Here is a 21,717-nt window from a genome sequence, read left to right on the forward strand (position 1 = left end):
CCGCCCCCGCGGGGGCGGGGGGGGGGGGGGGGGGGGGGGCGGGGGGGGGGGGGGCGGGGGGGCGGCGGCCGGGGCGGGGGGGGGGGGGGGGGGGGGGGGGGGGGGGGGAGTGTGCGGCCCTGTGGGTGGTGGGTCGGCCTTGCGGCCTCGTCCTCAAGCGCCGGACGGGCTGGAGGGGCCTGGCCTGGGCTGAAAGGCTTGGCGTCACGGAGCCCGAGGAGCCTGGTTCGGGCCTGAGGAGCTCGGCGCGGGGCCCGACCAGTTTGGTTCGGGCCTTGAGGAGCTCGGCGCGGGGCCCGAGGAGCTTGATGTGGAGTCGGAGGAACTTGGCGCGGAGCCGGATGGGTGGTCCGGGGGCGGAGAGGTTCGGCGCGGGCTGATCGGTGTCGGCGTGGGCTGAAAGGCTAGGCGCGGAGTCGGAGGAGCGTGGTGTGGGCCTGTGTGGATTGGCGGCTGGTGAGGTGTGGCGCGGGCTGATGGGTACTGCTCCGGGCTGGAGCCGCGCCCCGTAAGGGGCGCGGGGAACTGCGCGACCAGCCACACACAACCCGCAGCAACCCAACACCCCACACCACCCACCCCACACCACCCACCCCGGACCAACACCCACGCACCCGAGCTCCCTCACCCACCCCGAACACTCCCCGCGGGGGTCTGGGGCGCAGCCCCCGGCGGGGTCGAAGGGGCGGAGCCCCTGGAGGATGGGACGGGTAGGGGCGGCGGGGGCGAAAAACAACCCCCGTTATCTCACCCGCACGCGCCCCCTCACATCCCCGAAGGGTCCTGCGGCCCCCTCCCCGACAGCACCTCCCCGTACGCCTGCATCAGATCCGGCAACCGCAACGTAGACAGGTCGTCCCGGGTCGGCGTCCCCGGATAGCCGGTGAGCCGCAGGTCGCGATACGCGCAGCTCTTCTCGTACAGGGTCCGCAGAAACCGCCCGTTGCCGAGCTCGTCGATCCAGCCCTGGTCGACGACATGGCCGCTGATGGAGCGGAGCTCATCCAAGGCCTCCTCGTCCCAGACGTCCCCGTTTTCCGCGGCCAGCACCTCGCCGATGGAGGTGAGTTCGAGGGGGCGATACGACGGGAAGTCGACCCGCGTGGTGAAGCGGGAGGAGAGGCCGGGGTTGGCGGTGAGGAGGCGGTCCATGCCCTCGGGGTAGCCGGCGAGGATCACCACCAGGTGGTCGCGGTTGTCCTCGGCGCGCTTCAACAACACCTGCAGCGCTTCGTCGCCGTACGCGTCCCCCTTGCCGTACCCGGAGTTGGACAAGGAGTACGCCTCGTCCACGAACAGCACCCCGCCGATCGCCGAGTCGATCAGTTCGTTGGCCTTGACCGCCGTCTGGCCGAGGTATTCGCCCACCAGATCGGCACGCTGGGCCTCCACGAGGTGGTCGCCGCCCAGCAGACCGAGGGCGTAGAAGACGCGGCCCAGGATGCGGGCGACCGTCGTCTTCCCGGTGCCTGAGGGGCCGGAGAAGACGAAGTGCCGCTTCGGGGGCTGGACCGGTAAGCCCTGCCCCGCTCTCAGCCTCGCCATGTTCAACTGCGCCGACAACGCCTTGACCTGGCGTTTCACCGGTTCCAGGCCGACCATCCGCTCCAGCTCGGCGAGGGCCTCCTCCAGGAGGGCGGGATCGGTCGGCCCGGCGGGCAGCGGGAGCGACGGCACCACGGACTTCTCGCGGACCACCGTGTCGGCCGTCTCGGGCGGCAGCCCGCCCGGCGGAGGCAGGTCGGAGTCGGAGAGTTTCAGGTCCCGGCCCTCGGCGCCGAAGAGGGGGTCCATGCCGTCCGGCCCGTCCAGCATGTCCTGCCCGGCCCCGCTGAGCGCGATCGCCGCGAGGTCGGTGGCCTCGTCGTACCCGTCCCCCTCGGCGATCGCGGCGAGCCGCGCGGAGGTGTCCATGAAGGCGGGGTCGACGCGGTGCACCGCGCGGTACAGGGGGAGTGCAGCCGCCGACCGCCCCGTACCCTCGTGCGCCCGCGCGAGCCAGTAACGCAACTCCTTGCGCTGCGGCTGCTCGCTGCGGCAGCGCATCAGCGCGGCGGAGAGCAGCGGCTCGGCCTGGCCGTACATTTCGAGCCGTACCCGGGCCATACCGCCGAAGAGGCCGGCCTCGATGCCGAGCATGGGGTCGTTGATCAAGGGCTCGGTGTGGCGGACCAGCTGCTCCCAGTCCTTGACGAGATAGGCGCGGCAGGCGTGCAGGAAGCGCACCTGCGGGTCCGTGTCCACCGGTGGCAGGCCGGCCAGGGCGCGGTCCAGCTCCGGGACATGGCGCCCGTCCAGCCAGTGCGAGGCGTGGGCCAGCAGCAGATCGCGCGGGCTCTCCAGTACCGGCTGCACCCACCAGCCCAGCCAGTACCAGGAGTTGAGGGTGCGCCGGTGGCGGGCGCGCTGCTCCCCGAAGCGCTCCCGGTGCCGGAACATCCGCAGCAGCGCGGTCGTCGTGTCCACCCGCAGCGCGTGCAGCCCGAGCCAGCCGTCGGCCATCCCGGGATCCATCCGCACCGCGGCGCGGAACTCCTCCTCCGCCTGCGGATAGGCGCCCATCGTGTAGGCATCCACACCTCGCAGCCAGGCGAGGTCGGCCGGGGCCTCGGGGCCCTGCGTGCCGAAGTCCATCACGTCCCCCACAAACCGTGCCCCCGTTGGTATGCCACCGGGCCGGTGCCCGTCGGCAGCCTTCGTCGAACCGCTGTGCCGCGGACGGGAATTGCATGGGTGCGCAGAGCAGCCGTCCGAAGGTCGCACCGAGGGCATCGTACCCGCGGGTCGGTCGCCTGCCGAAGGGTGCCGTACGGCTGTCTTACGAGGTGGGAGCAGATGGGGCGCACTCAGGTCGGTGACCGAGGGTGAACGAATCATGCCCCGGAACGCCCGAGAAAAGGTGGTGAGGGCAGAACGAAGCCCCCGATCACGGGGGAACAACCGGGGGCTTCGCGTCTGCGGCGGCTTCGAATGGCCGCACATTGAGAACGTAAGACCTGTACGGCCCCCGGGTCAAGCCGAGTTGAAGCACTTGGGGAAGTTCCCGCGCAAGGGTCTTCACAAGTTCAGCACACTGCGGATGGTCCGTCACGGTGCGTGAGGAACAGGGCTGATGCGGGGGCCCCGGCGGGTCCCGGGAGCACCTCGTATCCGTTCAAACACTGGCGTATCAGAAGATCGGCGAATGGCCGGGACGGGTCCTCGGCGAAATGCCGGCGCTCCGCGGCGACCCAGCCGGTCCAGAACGCGTGCTGCGTCTTCCCGTCCCGCGCCCGGCCGCGTGCCCAGGCCTCCTCGTCCGGCAACTCCATCCACAGCAGCCGCGCCAGATGGGGGCGCAGGGCGCGGCGTCCCGCGCCGACGCCCTCGACGAGGACCACGGGTGCGGGCGGCAGCGCGCGGGCCTCACCGAAGGCGCGCATGGTCCAGTCGTACGGCAGGTAGTGCGCCGTCTCGCCGCGGGTGAGCGGTTCGATCACCTGGCTCAGCAGCCGCCCGGTCCAGGCGAAGAGTTCCTCGTGCGTGGCGATGTCGTCGAGGTGCAGCACGGGCGCACCACCGAGCGCCGCGGCCAGCCGCTCCGCGAAGGTCGTCTTCCCGGAGCCGGCGTGTCCGTCGACGCCGATCAGGCGGACGGGTCCGCAGGAGGGCGGCAGTCCGAGGAGGTGGGTGGCGAGGGTGTGGATGGCGGTTCCTGTGGTGAGCTGTGGCGGAGGTGTGGCCCGGCGGCCGACTCTACTGCGGGCGTCACTGTTGGTCTTGTCCGGTGATGCCGGGATCACCCAGGTCATGCCAGTGGTTCAGACCAATATTGCTGGGCGTGGCGGGGCGCGGGGTGCTGGCAGAACTCACCTTCCGGCGTCCATAGTTGGCGAACAGCCGTCCAACCCGAACCGCGCCTTCCGGACCTCTGGGGGTCACCCATTCATGACCAGAGCTTACGAGCCGTCCCGCCGAACAGTCCTGGCCGCCGCCGTTGTCGCCGCGGCAGCGGGCGCCATGAGTCCGGCGGCCGCCGCCGTACCGAACCGGCCCGTTGAAGCCCCGGTGAAGGCTCCGACCGACCTCGTGGACAACCGCTCCTGGACCTCGTACACCGACTGGCGCGGAGGCAGCGCGCAGGGCACCCGCGCGGTGGCGGAGGAACGCCCCGGCATCGTGATCGCCACCCCGGCCGGGACCACCGACTACACCGACCCGCACACCGGGAAGACCGCCACCTGGGAGTACGGGACCTGGACGTCACCGGTGCACCGGCTCACCGTGCCCTCGACGGAGGTGATCGCCTCCTGGAACGCGCACACCCCGGCCGGCACCTGGCTCCAGGCCGAGCTGAAGGGCACGTACTCCGACGGCACGGACACGCCCTGGTACGTGATGGGGCGCTGGGCGGCCGGTGACCAGGACATCAGGCGGACCTCGGTCGACGGCCAGAGGGATGGCAAGAGCAGCGTGTGGACGGACACCTTCGCCGTCGACGACCCCGCCTCGGGGCTCCGGCTCGTGTCGTACCGGCTGCGGCTGACCCTCTACCGCCGGCCCGGCACCCGGCTCACGCCCACCGTGTGGCGGCTCACCGTCATGGGCTCCGACGTGCCCGACCGCTTCACCGTCCCGGCCTCCGCCCCCGGGCTCGCCCACGAGCTGGATGTCCCGCGCTACTCGCAGGACATCCACAAGGGGCAGTACCCGGAGTACGACAACGGAGGCGAGGCCTGGTGCAGCCCCACCTCCTCGCAGATGATCATCGAGTACTGGGGGCGCGAGCCGACCGCCGAGGACCTCGCCTGGGTCAACCCCGACTACGCCGACTCTCAGGTGTGTCACGCGGCCCGCTTCACGTACGACTACGAGTACGCGGGCTGCGGCAACTGGCCCTTCAACGCCGCGTACGCCGCCACCTACCAGGACCTCCAGGGCGTGGTGACCCGGCTCCGCTCGCTCACCGACCTGGAGGCGCTGGTCGCGGCGGGCATCCCGGTGATCACCTCCCAGTCGTTCCTGGCCTCTGAGCTGACGGGAGCGGGGTACGGCACAGCCGGGCACCTGATGACCGTGATCGGCTTCACCGCCGCCGGCGACGTGATCGCCAACGACCCGGCCTCGCCGAGCAACGAGGCGGTGCGCCGGGTCTACAAGCGGCGCGAGTGGGAGAACATCTGGCTGCGCACCAAGCGGTACAACGCCTCCGGCAACGTCGCCTCCGGCACCGGCGGCGTCTGCTACCTGTACTTCCCGGCGCGCCCGACCACCCGCCAGCGCCAGGCCCTCGCGGCGGTGGGGGTGCGCTGACCGCCCGCCCGTCCGTCCGCCCGGCACCCGCGGCCCCCGGTGCGACACCGGGGGCCGCGCCGTGTGAGCAAGCTCTCGGCCACGGAGACGCATTCCGGTGGCAAGGTGGACGGACCGGTGGGGGGAAGTCCGCCGTACACCGACAGCAGCGAGATGCCATGACCGCGACCACCGCCACCACCACCCGTGTCCGCGCCCGCACCGGCGGCCCCGAGGACGACGGCCCGAAGATCGTCGAGCACATCATGGGCTGGATCCTCGTGGTGGTCCTCGCGATGCTGGTGACCCGGCTCGGACTGCTGTGACCTGAGACGTCCGGCGCGCGGCGGTGAGCCCGCCCGCGCGTTGTCGATTCCGTGTCGAACAAGCGGATGGCGCAGTTCTGCCATACTGCCGATGTCCCGCTGGCAGTTGGAGACTTGGGCCGGAATTGAAGAGCAGTCAACAGCGCGCGGTGGAGCGCCCGAGAACCCGCGGCACAGACCGCTCTCTGGCCCGCCGCGCCGAACTCATCGCCATCGGGCGGAAGTTATTCGCCGACACGTCGTACGACACGTTGTCGATGGACGACATCGCGCGCCAGGCCCATGTCGCCAAGGGTCTGATCTACTACTACTTCAAGTCCAAGCGCGGTTATTACCTCGCGATCGTCGAGGACTCGGTGGCCGATCTCGTCACCTTCGCGGCCGGCGGTGTCGAACTGCCGCCGCTGGAGCGGGTGCACCGCACCATCGACAGCTATCTGCGCTACGCCGAGCACAACCAGGCCGCGTACCGCACGATCATCAGCGGCGGCGTCGGCTTCGACACCGAGGTGCAGGCCATCCGGGAAGGCGTGCGCGAGGCGATGATCGGGACCATCGCGGAGGGGGCCTACGGCCGCCGGACCATCGGACCGCTGCCCCGCATGGGGCTCCTCGGCTGGCTCTGCAGCGTGGAGGGCGCCACCCTCGACTGGATCGACGATCCGAGGCTGTCCCGCGACACCATGCGCGAGCTGCTGGTGAGGACGCTCGCCGGCACCTTCCGCGCGATCCAGGAGCTGGACCCCTCGTACGAGGCCCCGCTGCCCGCCCGCTGCGACGACTGAGCGAGGGGTGGGGGTCCGCCGCCCCCCACCCCAAGTGCCGTACCGCCTCGGCTAGTTGATCGCCCTGATCAGCTCGCCGCTGGGGGTGTCACCGCTCAGCTCCCAGAAGAAGGTGCCGCCGAGGCGCTGCGCGTTCTTGTAGGCCATCTTCCGCGCGATGGTCCGCGGGGTGTCGTAACTCCACCAGTCGCTTCCGCACTTGGCGTACGCGGTGCCGCCGACCGTCCCGGTGGCCGGGCACGTCGTCTTGAGCACCTTGTAGTCCTCGAAGCCCGCCTCGTACGTCCCCGCCGCCGGGCCGGTCGCCGTACCGCCGGGCGCCGCCTGGGTGACGCCAGTCCAGCCGCGCCCGTAGAAGCCGATGCCGAGCAGCAGCTTCGAGGAGGGGATGCCGAGCCCCTTGAGCTTCGCGATCGTCGCCGAGGCGTGATAGCCCTCCTCCGGGATACCGCGGTAGGAGCGCAGCGCCGAGTGCGGAGCGGTGGGGCCGGTCGCGCTCCAGGCGCCGAAGTAGTCGTACGTCATCGGGTAGTACCAGTCGACGTAGCGCGCGGCGCCCGCGTAGTCCGCCGCGTCGATCTTGCCGCCGGGGGTGGCGTCGGCCGTGATCGCGGCGGTGACCAGGGCGCGGGAGCCGAATTCGGCGCGCAGCGCGGCCATCAGCTCCCGGTACGCGTCCCGGCCGCTGGTGTCGCAGGTGGCGCCGCAGGCGTTCGGGTACTCCCAGTCGATGTCGATCCCGTCGAAGACGTCCGCCCACTTCGAGTTCTCGACCAGGTCGTGGCAGGACCGGGCGAACGCCGCGGGGTTCCGCGCCGCCTCGCCGAACCCGCCCGACCAGGTCCAGCCGCCGAAGGACCAGAGCACCTTGATGTTCGGGTACAGCTCCTTCAGTTTGCGCAGCTGGTTGAAGTTGCCGCGCAGCTCCTGGTCCGCGGTGTCGGCGACGCCGTCCACCGACTCGGCCGCGGTGTACGTCCGGTCGGTCGCCGCGTAGGCGTCGCCCATCGCGCACTTGCCGTCGGTGACGTTGCCGAAGGCGTAGTTGATGTGGGTGAGCCTGGCTGCCGAGCCGGACGTCCGGATGTTCTTGACGTAGTACTCGCGGCCGTAGGTGCCCCATTCCGTGAAGTAGCCGACGACCTTGGAGCCGGCCCTGGTTGGGTGGGTGACCCCGGCCTCGGCCGTGATCGGGGTGGCGGTCGCGGTGGCGGTGCCCGCGCCGGCGAGGAGCCCGGCGCCGAGGACCGCGCAACACGCGGCGGAGATCAGCGTCCGGAGGCGGACGCGGGAGCGGTGTGGTCTGAGCATCGTGACTCCGGGAGAAGGGAGCATGCGGGGAGGGGGGTGCCTGGACCTGCTGGGTGCCGATGGGAGCGAACGCGGTGACGCGCCGTGACGCGCCGGGGGAACGCTAGAAGGACTAGACCAGTTGAGTCAATGGTTTGGACCAATTTGCTGTGGCGGGGCGCATCGCGGAATGTGTTGTAATGAACGGTCGTTAACAAGTGACGGGCTCTGCCGTATCGGGCATACTCCAAGCGCCACAGCCGCTGGTCAGCGGCTTCCGAGACCCGGAAGAGGACCATCGGCGTGTGGCCAGTGAGACCCGACGGCGCCATCCCAACCCTGGTGCGCGTCCGTCGCAGTGCCCGACAGGGAGGAGAGCGTCGCCATGCCCGACCGCGCCCCGCAGCCGGTGGACCGTCAACTGCCCACGGACGAGGCCCGGGATCTGATCTCCCTCGTCCGCGAGATCGCGCAGCGAGAGATCGTCCCGAAGGCCGCCGAGGAGGAGGACGCCGGCCGCTTTCCGCGCCGGCTCTTCGGCCTGCTCTCGGAGTCGGGACTGCTCGGACTGCCGTACGACTCCGAGTACGGCGGTGGCGACCAGCCGTACGAGGTCTACCTCCAGGTCCTCGAAGAGCTCGCCGCGGCCCGCCTCACCGTCGGCCTCGGCATCAGCGTCCATTCCCTGTCCTGCCATGCGCTCGCGGCCTACGGCACCAAGGAGCAGCAGGTCGAGCATCTGCCCGCCATGCTCGGCGGCGGCCTCCTCGGCGCGTACTGCCTCTCCGAGCCCTCCTCCGGCTCGGACGCGGCCTCCCTGCGGACGAAGGCGGTGAGAGACGGCGACGACTGGGTGATCACGGGTACCAAGGCGTGGATCACGCACGGCGGCATCGCCGACTTCTACACGGTCATGGCCCGTACGGGCGAAGAGGGGGCCCGCGGGATCACGGCCTTCCTGGTGCCGGGGGACGCCGAGGGGCTGAGCGCCGCCGCGCCCGAGAAGAAGATGGGCATGAAGGGTTCGCCCACCGCGCAGATCCACTTCGACGGCGTCCGTGTCCCCGGCGAACGGCGCATCGGCGACGAGGGCCAGGGCTTCGCGATCGCCCTGTCCGCGCTCGACTCCGGGCGGCTCGGCATCGCGGCCTGCGCGATCGGCGTGGCCCAGGCGGCGCTCGACGAGGCGGTCGCGTACGCCACGGGGCGGCAGCAGTTCGGGCGGCCCATCTCGGACTTCCAGGGGCTGCGCTTCCTGCTCGCGGACATGGCGACCCGGATCGAGGCGGGCCGGGCGCTCTACCTCGCCGCCGCCCGGCTGCGTGACGCGGGCCGGCCGTTCTCCAAGCAGGCGGCCATGGCGAAGCTGCTGTGCACCGACACCGCGATGAAGGTCACCACGGACGCCGTCCAGGTCCTCGGCGGGTACGGGTACACGGCGGACTTCCCGGCCGAGCGCTATATGCGCGAGGCCAAGGTGCTGCAGATCGTCGAGGGCACCAACCAGATCCAGCGGATGGTCATCGCCCGGCACCTGGCGGGGCCGGAGTCGCGCTGAACGGTGCCAGCGGGTCCCGGAGCCCGGCGAACGCGCCGAGGCTCCTCGGGGGCGTCGCCAACCGGGCCCACTCCGGGTCGTGGCGCCCCGGCAGCGTACGGCCGTGATCCGCCCAAGTCCGCATCAGGGCACGGTAGATGGGCGGGTCCGGCGGCGGCACGAGCCCCTGCGGAACCGATTCTGCGGAGGCCGGGACATATACCCGGCGTCGGCGTCCGGTCGCTGAATATGTAGGGGTCATACCGGGGCCAACGCGTGAGCGGCGGGGCGGTCACCGCTCGCGGGAATCGTGCGTGGGTTCGCGGCCGGCCCCTACGGGGCACCCTCCGCCTCCTCGGCGGAGCCGGGTGCGCCTGTCCGCACCACGGCGGCCTGCGAGCCGTGGCGCGGGGGCGGTTGCTGAAGGCGGGGCCTCGGGGCGGGCCGCGGCGACGACGCACCGTGCGCCGGACGGACCGGAGGAATGAGCGAAGTCCGGTGTGCAGGACCGGTGTTGGGTGTCAGGCGGCCTGGCGCCGCATCACCGGCACCCGGATCGGGCGCGAGCCCGGGCCGCCGACGTGCGAGAAGGGCTGCGTCCGCCAGTCGAGTCCCTGAGGGAGCGTCAACAGCAGGGCGGTGTCCTGCTCCTGGGGCTCCACGGACTCGTCGGCGGGCCGGGCCTCGGTCGCCGCGCGACCCGTACCGGCGCAGACCGTGAGCCCGAACGGGTTCCACGGCGACACGCACAGCGCGTGCTCGGGCAGGACCTCCTCGTCCGCCAGGAGCGCGATCGGCTGGGCGCAGTCCGGGCAGATCACCCGGTACATCTCGAAGGTGTCGTACGTGTCGAACTCGTCGCTGTCGGCGTCCGGTTCGACGCCCTCCGGCTCGGGCTCGACGACGGGCCGCTGCCGCTTGGGCGCGGTACGACCAGGGCGCTTAAGACTCTGCATGGGTTAACTCCCCCTCGGGCTGGGCCGTGAAGGCGCTGCGGCCTCGACCACAGCAAGCACTTCCCGCCCGGTCTCGGCGGTAATCACGAGAGCATCACGAAGCCCGTTCGAGGACTGTGGCGTTCGTCACATGCCGCACGCAGGTGCCCGGCGCGAGCGGGCCGTCACCCGGATGGCTCACAAACGACTCGCGGCCACATCACGAACCGGGTATGACCTGCGCCGCTGAGGTATCCGAGGAGATCACACGCCCTGTAGGTTCTTGCGCCATGGAGGAGCTGGACCGACAGATCGTGCAGCTGCTCGTCGAGGACGGGCGTATGAGCTACACAGACCTGGGCAAGGCCACGGGCCTGTCCACGTCCGCCGTGCACCAGCGGGTGCGCCGGCTGGAGCAGCGCGGCGTCATCCGCGGCTATGCCGCGGTCGTCGACCCGGAGGCCGTCGGGCTGCCCCTGACCGCGTTCATCTCGGTCAAACCCTTCGACCCCAGCGCCCCCGACGACATCGCGGAACGCCTCGCCGGCGTCCCGGAGATCGAGGCGTGCCACAGCGTCGCGGGCGACGAGAACTACATCCTCAAGGTGCGTGTGGCCACCCCGCACGAGCTGGAGGAGCTGCTCGCCCGGCTGCGGTCGCTGGCGGGGGTGTCGACGCGGACGACGGTCGTGCTGTCGACGCCGTACGAGGCGCGGCCGCCGCGGATCTGACGGCTCGGGTGCCGCGCCCCGACGACCGGATGCCGCGGATTCGGTGACCTGGGTGCGGTGGCGTCGTGGCGAGGCGCGAGACTGGGGCCCATGAGTGAGAGCACCGCCTCGTCCGCCACCGTGCTGCTGCGCGGTGGAGAAGTCCACAGCCCCGCCGACCCCTTCGCCACCGCGATGGTCGTGGAACGCGGGCAGGTCGCCTGGGTCGGCTCCGAGGGCGCGGCCGACGCCTTCGCGGACGGGGTCGACGAGGTGATCGACCTCGACGGCGCCCTCGTCACCCCGGCGTTCACCGACGCACACGTGCACACGACGTCCACCGGGCTTGCGCTCACCGGCCTCGACCTGTCCGGCGCGCCTTCCCTGGAGGCGGCTCTCGCCCTGGTCGGGGACTTCGCCGCCGCCCGCCCCGCCGACCGCGTCCTGCTGGGGCACGGCTGGGACGCCGCCCGCTGGCCCGGTGGCCGCCCGCCGACGCGCGCCGAACTCGACGAGGTCACGGGCGGCCGCCCGCTCTACCTCTCGCGGATCGACGTGCACTCGGCGGTCGTCACCACCGCTCTGCTGGACATGGTCCCGGGCGGCACGGGTTTCGAGGAGGGCCCGCTCACCCGCGACGCCCACCACGCCGTACGCGCCGCCGCGCTCGGAGCTGTCACCCCGGCCCAGCGGACCGAGGCCCAGCGCGCCGCGCTCGCCCGTGCCGCCTCGCTCGGCATCGGTTCGGTCCACGAGTGTGCGGGCCCCGCGATCTCCTCAGAGGACGACTTCACCGGCCTGCTGCGGCTCGCCGCCGAGGAGCCGGGCCCCCGAGTGGTCGGCTACTGGGCCGAGCGGGCCGAAGAAGGCGTGGCAAGAGCGAACGCTCTCGGGGCCCTCGGCGCCGCGGGCGACCTCTTCGTCGACGGCGCCCTCGGTTCGCACACCGCGTGCCTGCACGAGCCGTACGCCGACGCCGGCCACACGGGCACCGCCTACCTCGACGCCGGGGCCGTCGCGGTCCACGTCGTCGCGTGCACCGAGGCGGGCCTCCAGGCGGGCTTCCACGCCATCGGGGACGCCGCCGTGACCGCCGTGGTCGAGGGCGTGCGCGCCGCCGCCGAGAAGGTCGGCCTCGCCCGTGTCAGGGCCGCGCGGCACCGGGTCGAGCACGCCGAGATGCTCACCCCCGACACCGTGGCCGCCTTCGCCGAACTCGGCCTCACCGCCTCCGTACAGCCCGCCTTCGACGCGCTGTGGGGCGGCGAGGACGGCATGTACGCCCAGCGACTGGGCGCCGAGCGGGCCCGTACGCTCAACCCGTTCGCGGCCCTGCTGCGCGCCGGCGTCCCCCTCGCCTTCGGCTCCGACGGCCCCGTCACGCCGCTCGACCCGTGGGGCACCGTCCGCGCGGCGGCCTTCCACCGCACCGCCGAGCACCGCGTGTCCGTACGCGCCGCGTTCACGGCGCATACGCGCGGCGGATGGCGGGCGATCGGACGGGACGACGCGGGCGTCCTGGTGCCGGGCGCACCCGCGGACTACGCCGTGTGGCGCACCGGCGAACTCGTCGTCCAGGCCCCCGACGACCGGGTCGCCCGCTGGTCGACCGATCCCCGCTCCGGCACCCCCGGCCTGCCCGATCTGAGCCCCGGCACCGACCTTCCGGTCTGCCTGCGCACCGTCGTCGGCGGACGCACGGTGTTCGTACGGCCGGGCGAGTGATATACGGGGGCGGCGGGGGGTCCCTCATCCCCCGCCGCTCTTCGCGCTACCTGCGCATCCTCCGCGCTGACCAGGCAACGAAGGGAAATCGCGCAGGTCAAACGACTGTTGACAGGCGGCCGCAGGAGGCGGGTAGGTTCTGCCGGGTCCACCACCGGACGTCCGACCGGTGAACCTCCGCGCGGTCGTCGAGCGCCACTGGGTCACGGGTGGTGTGCCGCACCGGCGCACCACCACTGGGAGCCAGGCCCAGGGGCAGCGCCTCGGCGAGGGAACGTTCAGCCAGTCGGCAGGTGTGACCCGGGTGGGGCCCGGACGCTCAGTAGACAACGGCTTTCGGTCGATCCGCAGCCAGCGGGTCCCAGGTCGGCCCGAAGGGCGCCGGGCCCCGATCCGCACCCCACGGAGAATTCTCCGGCGCGCTCATGCACGCCTCTTGTCCATTCCACGCCGCTGTACCACCGTGCCGACACGTCGGCGCAGGCCGTGGCCATTAAGGTGGACCTCTGCGTACGGACACGAAGGGGCAGCAGTGAACGACGGCGACGGGACCCTCGCGGCAGGGGCCCAGGGGAGGCAGTTCGGTCCGCTCGGCACGGCCTTGGTGATCATCCCGACCTACAACGAGGCGGAGAACATCAAGGCCATCGTCGGCCGGGTACGGGCAGCGGTGCCCGACGCCCACGTCCTGGTCGCGGACGACAACAGCCCCGACGGCACGGGCAAGCTCGCCGACGAGCTGGCCGCCGAGGACGACCACGTCCAGGTGCTGCACCGCAAGGGCAAGGAAGGGCTCGGCGCCGCGTATCTCGCGGGCTTCCGCTGGGGCATGGAGCACGGCTACGGCGTCCTGATCGAGATGGACGCCGACGGCTCCCACCAGCCCGAGGAACTGCCCCGGCTGCTGACCGCCCTCAAGGGCGCGGACCTCGTCCTCGGCTCCCGCTGGGTGCCCGGCGGCCGGGTCGTGAACTGGCCCAAGAGCCGCGAGTTCATCTCCCGCGGCGGCAGCCTCTACTCGCGCGTCCTGCTCGACGTACCCGTCCGTGACGTCACCGGCGGCTACCGCGCCTTCCGCCGCGAAACCCTCGAAGGCCTCGGCCTCGACGAGGTCGCCTCCCAGGGCTACTGCTTCCAGGTCGACCTTGCCCGCCGTGCCGTCAAGGCCGGCTACCACGTGGTCGAGGTCCCCATCACCTTCGTCGAGCGCGAGCACGGCGACTCCAAGATGAGCCGCGACATCCTCGTCGAGGCGCTGTGGCGGGTGACCGCGTGGGGCGTGGGGGAGCGGGTGGAGAAGCTCTTCGGTAAGGACAAGTCTTAGCTTCGGTAAGGACAGGTCTTAGCGTCTTCGGCAGCGGCAAGCCGCGGCGTCTTTGGCAGGGACAAGCCGTAACGGCGGACGCGCCGTGGCCCTACGGCCGCACGGGCACTGCCGTACGGCTTTCACCGGGAGTGCCGTACGGCCTCACCGGCACACCCGGTCACCCTCTTATCCCGCGCTGAGCCGGATCCAGGCACACTGGGAGCATGACGACTGGCGCACCGACCCCCACCTACCCCGCCCGGCCGCGGCGCTCCCGGCTGCGCACGTTCCTGCCGCTGGGCATCGCCGCGTGGCTGGTGCTGGAGATCTGGCTGCTCACGGTGGTCGCGGGCGCGGCCGGCGGCTTCACGGTCTTCCTGCTGCTGCTCGCCGGTTTCGTCCTCGGCTCCGTGGTCATCAAGCGGGCCGGCCGCCGGGCCTTCCGCAACCTGGCCGAGACCCTGCAACAGCAGCAGGCCGGCGTGGCCCCCACCGGCGGCAACAGCGAGGGCAACGGGCTGATGATGCTCGGCGGCCTGCTCCTGATGCTCCCGGGCCTGCTCTCCGACGCGGTCGGCCTGGTCCTCCTGATCCCGCCGGTCCAGAAGGCCCTCAGCCGCTACGCCGAGCGCACCTTCGAACGCAAGCTCCGCGAGGCCACTCCCGGCAGCCTCGGCGGCGCCTTCCAGCAGGCCCGCATGCACCGCCCGGACGGCAAGGTGGTCCCGGGTGAGGTCGTCAGGGACGACGAGGGCGAGGCTCCGCAGAGCCCGAGGCCGCCGCTTGAGTCTTAGCCGGGGGTCTGGGGGGCGGAGCCTCCAGAGAGGCTCACTCTTCCCGCCGGCACAGCAAAACGTGGGCGCCGTACATCACACGTACGGCGCCCACGTCTCAGGTCGCGCTCTGTATGCCGCCAACCCCCGGAGGGATTACGCGGACTTGCGGCTGTCCCGCGGATGTACCGCGATGTTCATCGCACCGGAGCGGAGAACGGCCAGTCGCTCCGCGAGGACCTCTTCGAGCTCCTCGCGGGTGCGTCGCTCCATCAGCATGTCCCAATGCGTACGCGCAGGCTTGGCCTTCTTCTCTTCAGGGCCGTCGCCGTCCACGAGAAGTGCCTGGGCCCCGCAGACCTTGCACTCCCACTCCGGCGGGATCTCCGCCTCGACCGAGAAGGGCATCTCGAAGCGGTGCCCCTTCTCGCATGCGTACTCCACGGCCTGGCGCGGGGCCAGGTCGATGCCGCGGTCCGTCTCGTAGCTGGTCACTACGAGGCGTGTGCCGCGAAGAGCTCGCTCACTCATGAATCGTGCCTCCCGGGCTTGTCGCCCACAGGACAGGTGTCGCTGTCGTCGTCATCCGGTCAACGTCCGGTCGGCGGTAAAGATTCCCGTTCTGGGTCATGCGTCGCCGTCGTAGCCGCCCCTTGTTGTACCCACCGGCGCCCGGTTTGTCACATCTGACAGCAGATGTCACCCAGCGTTTCGGCATCTTTGACGCGCAGTAACGGTACGCCTGGCAGGCCAAACGCGTACACTACAGGCCTTTGCCGTCCGACGCTAAATCCGTTCGGGTACGGGATTGCCCGCGTCGCTGATCGCGCGCCGCACCGGAACTCGCGCGAGCAGGGCGAATCCCAGCAGGAAGAAGGCCACCAGCGAGATGATCGCGTCCCGATAACTTCCCGTCAGCTGGTACGTCAGACCGAACAGAAGCGGGCCCAGCCAGCTCATGCCGCGGTCGCTCAGTTCGTACGCCGAGAAGTATTCGGCCTCCTTACCCGGCGGCACCAGATGCGAGAACAGGGAGCGCGACAGAGCCTGGCTGCCCCCGAGGACCAGACCGATCCCGGCGGCCAGCGCGAAGAACCAGACGGGCGCGCCCGCGGGCAGGAAGTACCCGGCGCCGAGGATCAGCGTCCAGGCGACCAGCGAGCCGAGGATCGTGCGCTTCGCGCCGTACGTCCGCGCCAGCCACGCCATGCCCAGGGCGCCGCCCACCGCGAGCACCTGCACCAGCAGCACCGCTCCGATCAGCGTCGACTGTTCGAGGTCCAGCTCTTCGGAGCCGTACACCGAGGCCTGCGAGATCACCGTCTGGATGCCGTCGTTGTAGACGAGGTACGCCAGCAGGAAGGCGAGGGTGAGCGGGTGGCGGCGCATGTCGCGGACGGTCGCCATGAGCTGCCGCAGCCCCGGGGCGGTGGCCCCCTTTGTCACCACGGGCGCCCGGCGGTCCCGCAGACGCTTCAGCGGTACGAGCGTGAAGGCGCCCCACCACAGCCCGGCCGACGCCAAACAGATGCGGACCGCCGTGCCCTCGGAGAGACCGAAGCTGTCGTGGGCGGTGAACAGCACCAGATTCAGGACCAGGACCAGTGAGCCCGCCGCGTAGCCGAAGGCCCAGCCCCGGGAGGAGACCGCGTCGCGTTCCTCGGGCGTCGCGATCTGCGGCAGGTAGGAGTTGTAGAGCATCATCGAGACCGACTGCGCCGCGTTGGCCACGACCAGCAGCAGCCCGCCCAGCAGATAGCGGTCGCCGTCCAGGAAGAACATGCCCGCCGTCGCCGCCGCCCCCAGATAGGCGGCCCCCGCCAACAAGGGCTTCTTGCGGCCCGTACGGTCGGCTGCCGCGCCCACCAGGGGCATCACCACGATCGCGACGATCACCGACAGGGACACCGAGTACGCGAAGAAGGAACCGGCGCGGACCGGTATCCCCAGGGGATGCACATAACCGTCCGCGTCCGCCGCCGCCTTGGCGACGGAGGTGAGATAGGGACCCAGGAACACGGTCAGGACGCTCGTCGAGTAGACGGAGCAGGCCCAGTCGTAGAAGTACCAGCCGCGCTGTTCGCGCCGTCGCCCGGCAGCCTCGTCGGCTGTCCCCTCCCGCACGGTGTCGGTGCCCACGCGTGCCCTCACTTCTCCGTGAACGGTGCCGCGCGAGGGCTCAGGCCCAGGTTCCCCGTTCCTTGAGGACCGTGCGCAGCGTGTCGATGTGATCGGTCATGATGCCATCGACTCCGAGGTCCAGGAGATGGTGCATGCGTTGCGGTTCGTTCACGGTCCACACGTGAACCTGCAGCCCACGCGCGTGGGCCGCCCGTACGAAGCGGTGGTCGACCACGGGCACGCCCGACTGGGCCTCGGGCACCTGGGCCGCGACCGCCGAGCGGCGCAGGGTGGAGGGGATGCCCCACGAGCGCAGCCGCAGTCCCAGGACGCCGGAGGTGCCGTACGAGGTGGCCAGGCGGGGGCCGCCCAGGCGCTGGGCGCGGGCGACGCGCGACTCCGAGAACGAGCCGACGCAGACGCGGTCCCACGCGCGCGTGCGGGCGATCAGGCCGAGCAGCGGGTGGAGGGCCGGCTCCGCCTTGATGTCGACGTTCCAGCGCACCCCGGGGAACTCTTCGAGCAGGTCCTCGAAGAGGGGTACCGGTTCGGCGCCCGCCACGCGCGCGTGCCGCACGTCCTTCCAGGGGAGGTCGGCGATGCGGCCCGCTGCGTCGGTCACGCGGTCGAGGGTCGCGTCGTGGAAGGCGACGAGCTTCCCGTCGGCCGTGGCGTGCACATCGGTCTCGATGTAGCGGTAGCCCGCCGTCACCGCGCGCCGGAACTGGGCCGCGGTGTTCTCCAGACCGTCCGCGGCCCCGCCACGGTGGGCGAAGGCGATCGGACCCGGGTGGTCGAGATATGGGTGGCGTATGAGCGTGGTCACCGGGGCAGTATGGCCCGCTTCGTTGGACGGGCGGCAACGACCGTGCTGCCGGGGGCCGTGGGAACGGCGAACACCCGCAGGAAGAGCTGGGCCAGCGGGCCGATCGACAGCGCGTACAGGATCGTCCCGACGCCGATCGTGCCCCCGAGGGTGAAGCCGGTGGCGACCACCGTCACCTCGACGGCCGTCCGCATCAGGCGGATCGAACGGCCCGTACGCCGGTGCAGACCCGTCATCAGGCCGTCGCGCGGGCCGGGGCCGAAGCGGGCCGCGATGTAGAGGCCGGTCGCCACACCGTTCAGCAGGATGCCCGCGGCCAGCAGGGGAATCCGTACGGCGAGGGTGTGCGCCTCGGGCACCAGCGCGAGCGTGGCGTCCATCGCGAGGCCGACGACGAAGACGTTGGAGACCGTGCCGAGGCCCGGGCGCTGACGTAGCGGGACCCACAGGAGCAGCACCACCGCGCCCACGATGATCGACACGACACCGATCGTCAGCCCGGTGAGTTCGGCGAGTCCCTGGTGCAGTACACCCCATGGCTCCAGGCCGAGACCCGCCTCCACGAGGAGGGCGGAGCTGGCGCCGTAGAGCGCGAGACCGGCGTACAGCTGGATCAACCGTCGCCCGAGACGGCTCTGTGTGGACAAGACGTGCCCCCCTGTGGTGGTAGTGGACCGGTGCGTGACACTCTGTGGCTTGGTGGGGAACGCCATCCATGGCCAATTCGGGGAAGGTGGACTGGAAAACATGGCGCAGTGGACTTCGGCGGTCGGGGCGGCGCAGCTCGCCCGGCTGCTCGGCTCCCAGCAGGAGCGCCCCGCGGGCCCCGGCACGCGCCGTCCGCCCGCCTACCGCGCGCTGGCCGACGGCATCCGGCTGCTTGTGCTGGAGGGCCGGGTGCCGGTCGCCGCCCGGCTGCCCGCCGAGCGGGAGCTCGCGCTGTCCCTGTCCGTCAGCCGTACGACGGTCGCGGCGGCCTATGAGGCCCTGCGCAGTGAAGGCTTCCTGGAGTCCCGCAGAGGCGCGGGCAGCTGGACCGCCGTGCCGGCCGGGAACCCCCTCCCCGCGCGCGGCCTGGAACCGCTGCCGCCCGAAGCGCTCGGCTCCATGATCGACCTGGGTACCGCGGCCCTGCCCGCGCCCGAGCCATGGCTGACCCGGGCCGTCCAGGGCGCCTTGGAGGAGCTGCCGCCGTACGCCCACACGCACGGCGACTACCCGGCCGGCCTGCCCGCCCTGCGCTCGATGCTCGCCGAGCGCTACACCGCGGGCGGGATCCCCACCATGCCCGAGCAGATCATGGTCACCACCGGTGCGATGGGCGCCATGGACGCCATCTGCCACCTCTTCGCCGGGCGCGGTGAACGCGTCGCCGTGGAGTCGCCCTCGTACGCCAACATCCTCCAGTTGATGCGCGAGGCCGGGGCCCGGCTGGTGCCGGTCGCGATGGCCGAGGGCCTCACCGGGTGGGACCTGGACCGCTGGCGGCAGGTACTCCGGGACGCGGCGCCCCGGCTCGCCTATGTGGTCGCCGACTTCCACAACCCGACCGGCGCCCTCGCCGACGAGAACCAGCGGCGGCGGCTCGTCGACGCGGCCCGGGCCGCCGGGACCGTGCTCGTCGTCGACGAGACCATGAGCGAGCTGCGTCTCGACGCGGACGTGGAGATGCCACGGCGGGTGTGCGGCTTCGACCCCGCGGGGTCGACCGTCATCACCGTCGGCTCGGCCAGCAAGGCCTTCTGGGCCGGCATGCGCATCGGCTGGGTCCGTGCCGCGCCCGATGTGATCCGCAGCCTGGTCGCCGCGCGCGCGTACGCCGATCTGGGGACTCCTGTCCTGGAGCAGCTCGCCGTGAACTGGCTGATGAGCACGGGGGGCTGGGAGCAGGCCGTGGACGTGCGGCGCGAGCAGGCGCGGGACAACCGGGACGCGCTGGTCGCCGCGGTGAGCAGGGAGCTTCCGGGCTGGGAGTTCGCCGTGCCGCGCGGCGGGCTGACGCTGTGGGTGCGGACGGGGGGCCTGTCGGGGTCACGGCTCGCGGAGGCGGGGGAGAGGGTGGGCGTGCGCGTTCCGTCCGGGCCCCGCTTCGGCGTGGACGGTGCCTTCGAGGGGTATGTGCGGTTGCCGTTCACGGTGGGGGGTGCGGTGGCCGAGGAGGCGGCGGCGCGGTTGGCGGCCGCGGCGCGGCTGGTGGAGACGGGGGCGTCCGGGGGGACGGAGTCGCCGCGGACGTTTGTGGCGTAGGGGTCGCTCACGGGCGACTTCTCGCCCCCGCCGCCCCTACCCATGCCCATCCCACAGGGGCTCCGCCCCCTGAACCCCCGCTCCTCAAACGCCGGAGAGGCTGAATTTCAGCCCGTCCGGCGTTTGAGGACGAGGCCGCCAGGCCGGTGCGGGGGTCTGGGGGCGTAGCCCCCAGCGGGGATCCGGGGCAGCGCCCCGGGGGTGGAACGGGTAGGGGCGGCGGGGGCGAGAAACCTCCCCCCGAAACGCCCTAACCCTCCGCCACCGCGGCCTCCGCGGCGATCGGTTCCGTGTCGGCCGGAGCCGTGGGTGCCGGGTCGGCCGGAGTCGTGCGCCCCGGCAGCAGTTCCAGCACCGCCTGCCGCTGGCTCTCGCTCGTGGCGTCGTCGTACGGGTCCGGGGTCGCCGGGACCTGGAGGCGGTGGACGGGGCCGGTGCCGAGGCGGGCGTAGCCGCGGCCGGGAGGGGTCTCGGGGGCCAGCGTGGTGTGCGGGAGGGCGCCCAGGAACGCTTCCAGGTCCTCCGGCGACGCCGGGCCCAGCAGCACGCGCGCGCGTGTGTGCTGCCGTACCGCGTCGGAGAGGGTGTCCAGGCAGTCGAGCTGTTCGGCCACGACGACGGTGACGTTCGCGGCGCGCCCGTGGCGGAGCGGGACCTGGAGGAGGGGCTGCGGGTCCCGGCCGCCGTCGGCGGCGGCCAGGTGGCCCAGCGCGCTCGGGCGGTCGAGCAGGATCCACAGGGGGCGCTTGGTGTCGTCGGGCGAGGGGTGGCCCGACTGGCGGGCGCGGTTGACGGCGATCAGGCGGCGCTCGGTCTCGTGGGCCGCCCACTCCAGGGTCCCCAGGGCGCCGGCGAGGCCGCATTCGACGGCGAGGACACCGTTACGGCCGGTCAGGCACGCGTACTCGCCGGTCCCGCCGCCCTCGACGATCAGGACGTCGCCGTGCTGCAGGGCCTGGAGCGCGATCGAGCGCAGGAGGGTGGTCGTCCCGCTGCCGGGCTCGCCCGTGATCAGCAGATGCGGCTCGGTGGAGCGGACGCCGGTGCGCCAGACGACCGGTGGGACGTCGTGCTGCTCGTCACCGTAGGACAGGGGGAGCGTGCGCTGGACGTGGGTCGGGTCGGTGAAGCCGAGGACCGTCTCGCCGGGTGCTGTGACGAAGCGCTGGGCGGCGATGTCGGTGGGGAGCGGGGGCAGGACCGTGACGATCAGTTCGTTGCCCTCCTCGTCCCAGTCGAAGTGGTACTCACGGCCGCGGCCCGCCTTGGCGTGCAGCAGCTGTTCGACGCGTGCGCGGGAGGCGGGTTCGCCGTCCGTGAAGTACGCCGGGTAGTGGATCGTCAGATGGGACACGCGGCCCGTGTCGTCGAAGTCGTACGACGGGAAGGCCTTCTCCCAGTCGCCGCCGTGGGCGTAGAGGGGGGCAGGGTCCTCGGCGGCGGAGAAGTAGGGAACCAGCGCCTCGTACAGGGACGTCAGACGCTGGGTCTGTGCCGCGTCGGGGCCTGTGGGCTCCGACGCGGGGCGCTCGCGGCCCTGCCAGGCTGCCGCCGCCATCAGCGCGATGACGGCGAGCAGCGGCCCGTACGGCATCAGCGTCACGACCAGGACCACCGAGGCCACCAGGAACAGCAGCGAGCCGCGCCGGTCCTTGGGGGTGTCGGCCCACTTGCGCCGCCCGGCGGCTGCCAGCCGGCGCAGGCCACGGGTGATCGTGATCAGCGGGTGGAGGACGTCGGTGGCGCTGTCGGCCGCCGTCCGGGCCAGCTCCCGGCTTCGGGCGAGCTGTGCGCCGCCGTTGCTCAGAATGCGGGGGAGGGGGCGGAGGGCCACTGCGGTCTCCTGAGGGTGCGTGCGGACGGGA

18 protein-coding genes are annotated in these 21,717 nt (G+C 71.9%); 9 read left to right on the plus strand and 9 right to left on the minus strand.

Features of this window, described 5'->3' with window-relative positions:
- Positions 1-765: 765 nt before the first annotated feature.
- The gene (locus tag ACWD3C_RS16230; protein WP_451144308.1) at positions 766-2,634 is read right to left on the minus strand and encodes an AAA family ATPase; all 1,869 of its coding nucleotides are present in this window, start codon (positions 2,632-2,634) and stop codon (positions 766-768) included.
- Positions 2,635-3,065: 431 nt separating this feature from the next.
- Positions 3,066-3,791 carry a uridine kinase family protein gene (locus ACWD3C_RS16235; RefSeq protein ID WP_451144310.1) on the minus strand — a complete coding sequence of 242 codons (726 nt, stop codon included), beginning with the start codon at positions 3,789-3,791 and terminating at the stop codon, positions 3,066-3,068.
- 136 nt (positions 3,792-3,927) lie between these two features.
- Between ACWD3C_RS16235 and ACWD3C_RS16240 the strand changes: the two genes are divergently transcribed.
- The 3 genes from ACWD3C_RS16240 to ACWD3C_RS16250 all read left to right on the plus strand — a co-directional run bounded on the left by ACWD3C_RS16240 (position 3,928) and on the right by ACWD3C_RS16250 (position 6,382).
- The gene (locus tag ACWD3C_RS16240; protein ID WP_451144312.1) at positions 3,928-5,292 is read left to right on the plus strand and encodes a peptidase C39 family protein; all 1,365 of its coding nucleotides are present in this window, start codon (positions 3,928-3,930) and stop codon (positions 5,290-5,292) included.
- Positions 5,293-5,450: 158 nt separating this feature from the next.
- On the plus strand, positions 5,451-5,597 hold the full coding sequence (locus ACWD3C_RS16245; RefSeq protein WP_451144314.1) for an SCO1431 family membrane protein: 147 nt from the start codon (positions 5,451-5,453) through the stop codon (positions 5,595-5,597).
- 125 nt (positions 5,598-5,722) lie between these two features.
- Complete coding sequence (locus ACWD3C_RS16250; RefSeq protein WP_451144316.1) at positions 5,723-6,382, plus strand: TetR/AcrR family transcriptional regulator; 660 nt, start codon at positions 5,723-5,725, stop codon at positions 6,380-6,382.
- 51 nt (positions 6,383-6,433) lie between these two features.
- On the opposite strand, the gene ACWD3C_RS16255 is transcribed toward ACWD3C_RS16250, so the two are convergent.
- A complete protein-coding gene (locus ACWD3C_RS16255; RefSeq protein ID WP_451144318.1) occupies positions 6,434-7,693 on the minus strand; it encodes a glycoside hydrolase family 18 protein in 1,260 nt (419 codons plus the stop codon).
- Positions 7,694-8,057: 364 nt separating this feature from the next.
- On the opposite strand from ACWD3C_RS16255, the gene ACWD3C_RS16260 reads away from it, so the two are divergent.
- Positions 8,058-9,230 (plus strand): acyl-CoA dehydrogenase family protein, encoded by a 1,173-nt coding sequence (locus tag ACWD3C_RS16260; RefSeq protein WP_451144320.1) that lies wholly within the window; start codon positions 8,058-8,060, stop codon positions 9,228-9,230.
- Positions 9,231-9,730: 500 nt separating this feature from the next.
- On the opposite strand, the gene ACWD3C_RS16265 is transcribed toward ACWD3C_RS16260, so the two are convergent.
- Positions 9,731-10,165: a hypothetical protein gene (locus ACWD3C_RS16265; protein WP_451144322.1), complete on the minus strand. Its 435-nt coding sequence runs from the start codon at positions 10,163-10,165 to the stop codon at positions 9,731-9,733.
- A gap of 269 nt (positions 10,166-10,434) precedes the next feature.
- On the opposite strand from ACWD3C_RS16265, the gene ACWD3C_RS16270 reads away from it, so the two are divergent.
- The 4 genes from ACWD3C_RS16270 to fxsA all read left to right on the plus strand — a co-directional run bounded on the left by ACWD3C_RS16270 (position 10,435) and on the right by fxsA (position 14,679).
- Positions 10,435-10,875 (plus strand): Lrp/AsnC family transcriptional regulator, encoded by a 441-nt coding sequence (locus ACWD3C_RS16270; protein ID WP_030577501.1) that lies wholly within the window; start codon positions 10,435-10,437, stop codon positions 10,873-10,875.
- A 90-nt stretch (positions 10,876-10,965) separates the two neighbouring features.
- Positions 10,966-12,579 (plus strand): amidohydrolase, encoded by a 1,614-nt coding sequence (locus ACWD3C_RS16275; RefSeq protein ID WP_451144325.1) that lies wholly within the window; start codon positions 10,966-10,968, stop codon positions 12,577-12,579.
- A gap of 532 nt (positions 12,580-13,111) precedes the next feature.
- Entirely contained in the window at positions 13,112-13,903 is a 792-nt protein-coding gene (locus ACWD3C_RS16280; protein WP_451144327.1) for a polyprenol monophosphomannose synthase, read from the plus strand.
- 206 nt (positions 13,904-14,109) lie between these two features.
- Positions 14,110-14,679: an FxsA family membrane protein gene (gene fxsA, locus ACWD3C_RS16285; RefSeq protein ID WP_451144329.1), complete on the plus strand. Its 570-nt coding sequence runs from the start codon at positions 14,110-14,112 to the stop codon at positions 14,677-14,679.
- A 135-nt stretch (positions 14,680-14,814) separates the two neighbouring features.
- On the opposite strand, the gene ACWD3C_RS16290 is transcribed toward fxsA, so the two are convergent.
- The 4 genes from ACWD3C_RS16290 to yczE form a co-directional block, all read right to left on the minus strand.
- A complete protein-coding gene (locus ACWD3C_RS16290; RefSeq protein ID WP_030677841.1) occupies positions 14,815-15,189 on the minus strand; it encodes an RNA polymerase-binding protein RbpA in 375 nt (124 codons plus the stop codon).
- Positions 15,190-15,444: 255 nt separating this feature from the next.
- On the minus strand, positions 15,445-16,797 hold the full coding sequence (locus ACWD3C_RS16295) for an MFS transporter (RefSeq protein WP_451144331.1): 1,353 nt from the start codon (positions 16,795-16,797) through the stop codon (positions 15,445-15,447).
- Between the two features lie 40 nt (positions 16,798-16,837).
- Entirely contained in the window at positions 16,838-17,605 is a 768-nt protein-coding gene (locus ACWD3C_RS16300) for a glycerophosphodiester phosphodiesterase (protein WP_451144333.1), read from the minus strand.
- Positions 17,602-18,252: a membrane protein YczE gene (yczE, locus tag ACWD3C_RS16305; protein ID WP_451144335.1), complete on the minus strand. Its 651-nt coding sequence runs from the start codon at positions 18,250-18,252 to the stop codon at positions 17,602-17,604. The genes ACWD3C_RS16300 and yczE overlap by 4 nt, the downstream gene beginning before the upstream one ends.
- Positions 18,253-18,352: 100 nt before the next feature.
- Between yczE and ACWD3C_RS16310 the strand changes: the two genes are divergently transcribed.
- Complete coding sequence (locus tag ACWD3C_RS16310) at positions 18,353-19,852, plus strand: SCO1417 family MocR-like transcription factor (protein ID WP_451144337.1); 1,500 nt, start codon at positions 18,353-18,355, stop codon at positions 19,850-19,852.
- A gap of 250 nt (positions 19,853-20,102) precedes the next feature.
- Here the strand turns inward: ACWD3C_RS16310 and ACWD3C_RS16315 are convergent, their stop codons facing one another.
- On the minus strand, positions 20,103-21,686 hold the full coding sequence (locus ACWD3C_RS16315) for an ATP-binding protein (protein WP_451144339.1): 1,584 nt from the start codon (positions 21,684-21,686) through the stop codon (positions 20,103-20,105).
- Between the last annotated feature and the right edge of the window lie 31 nt (positions 21,687-21,717).

The organism is Streptomyces sp. NPDC002845 (genome assembly GCF_053591955.1).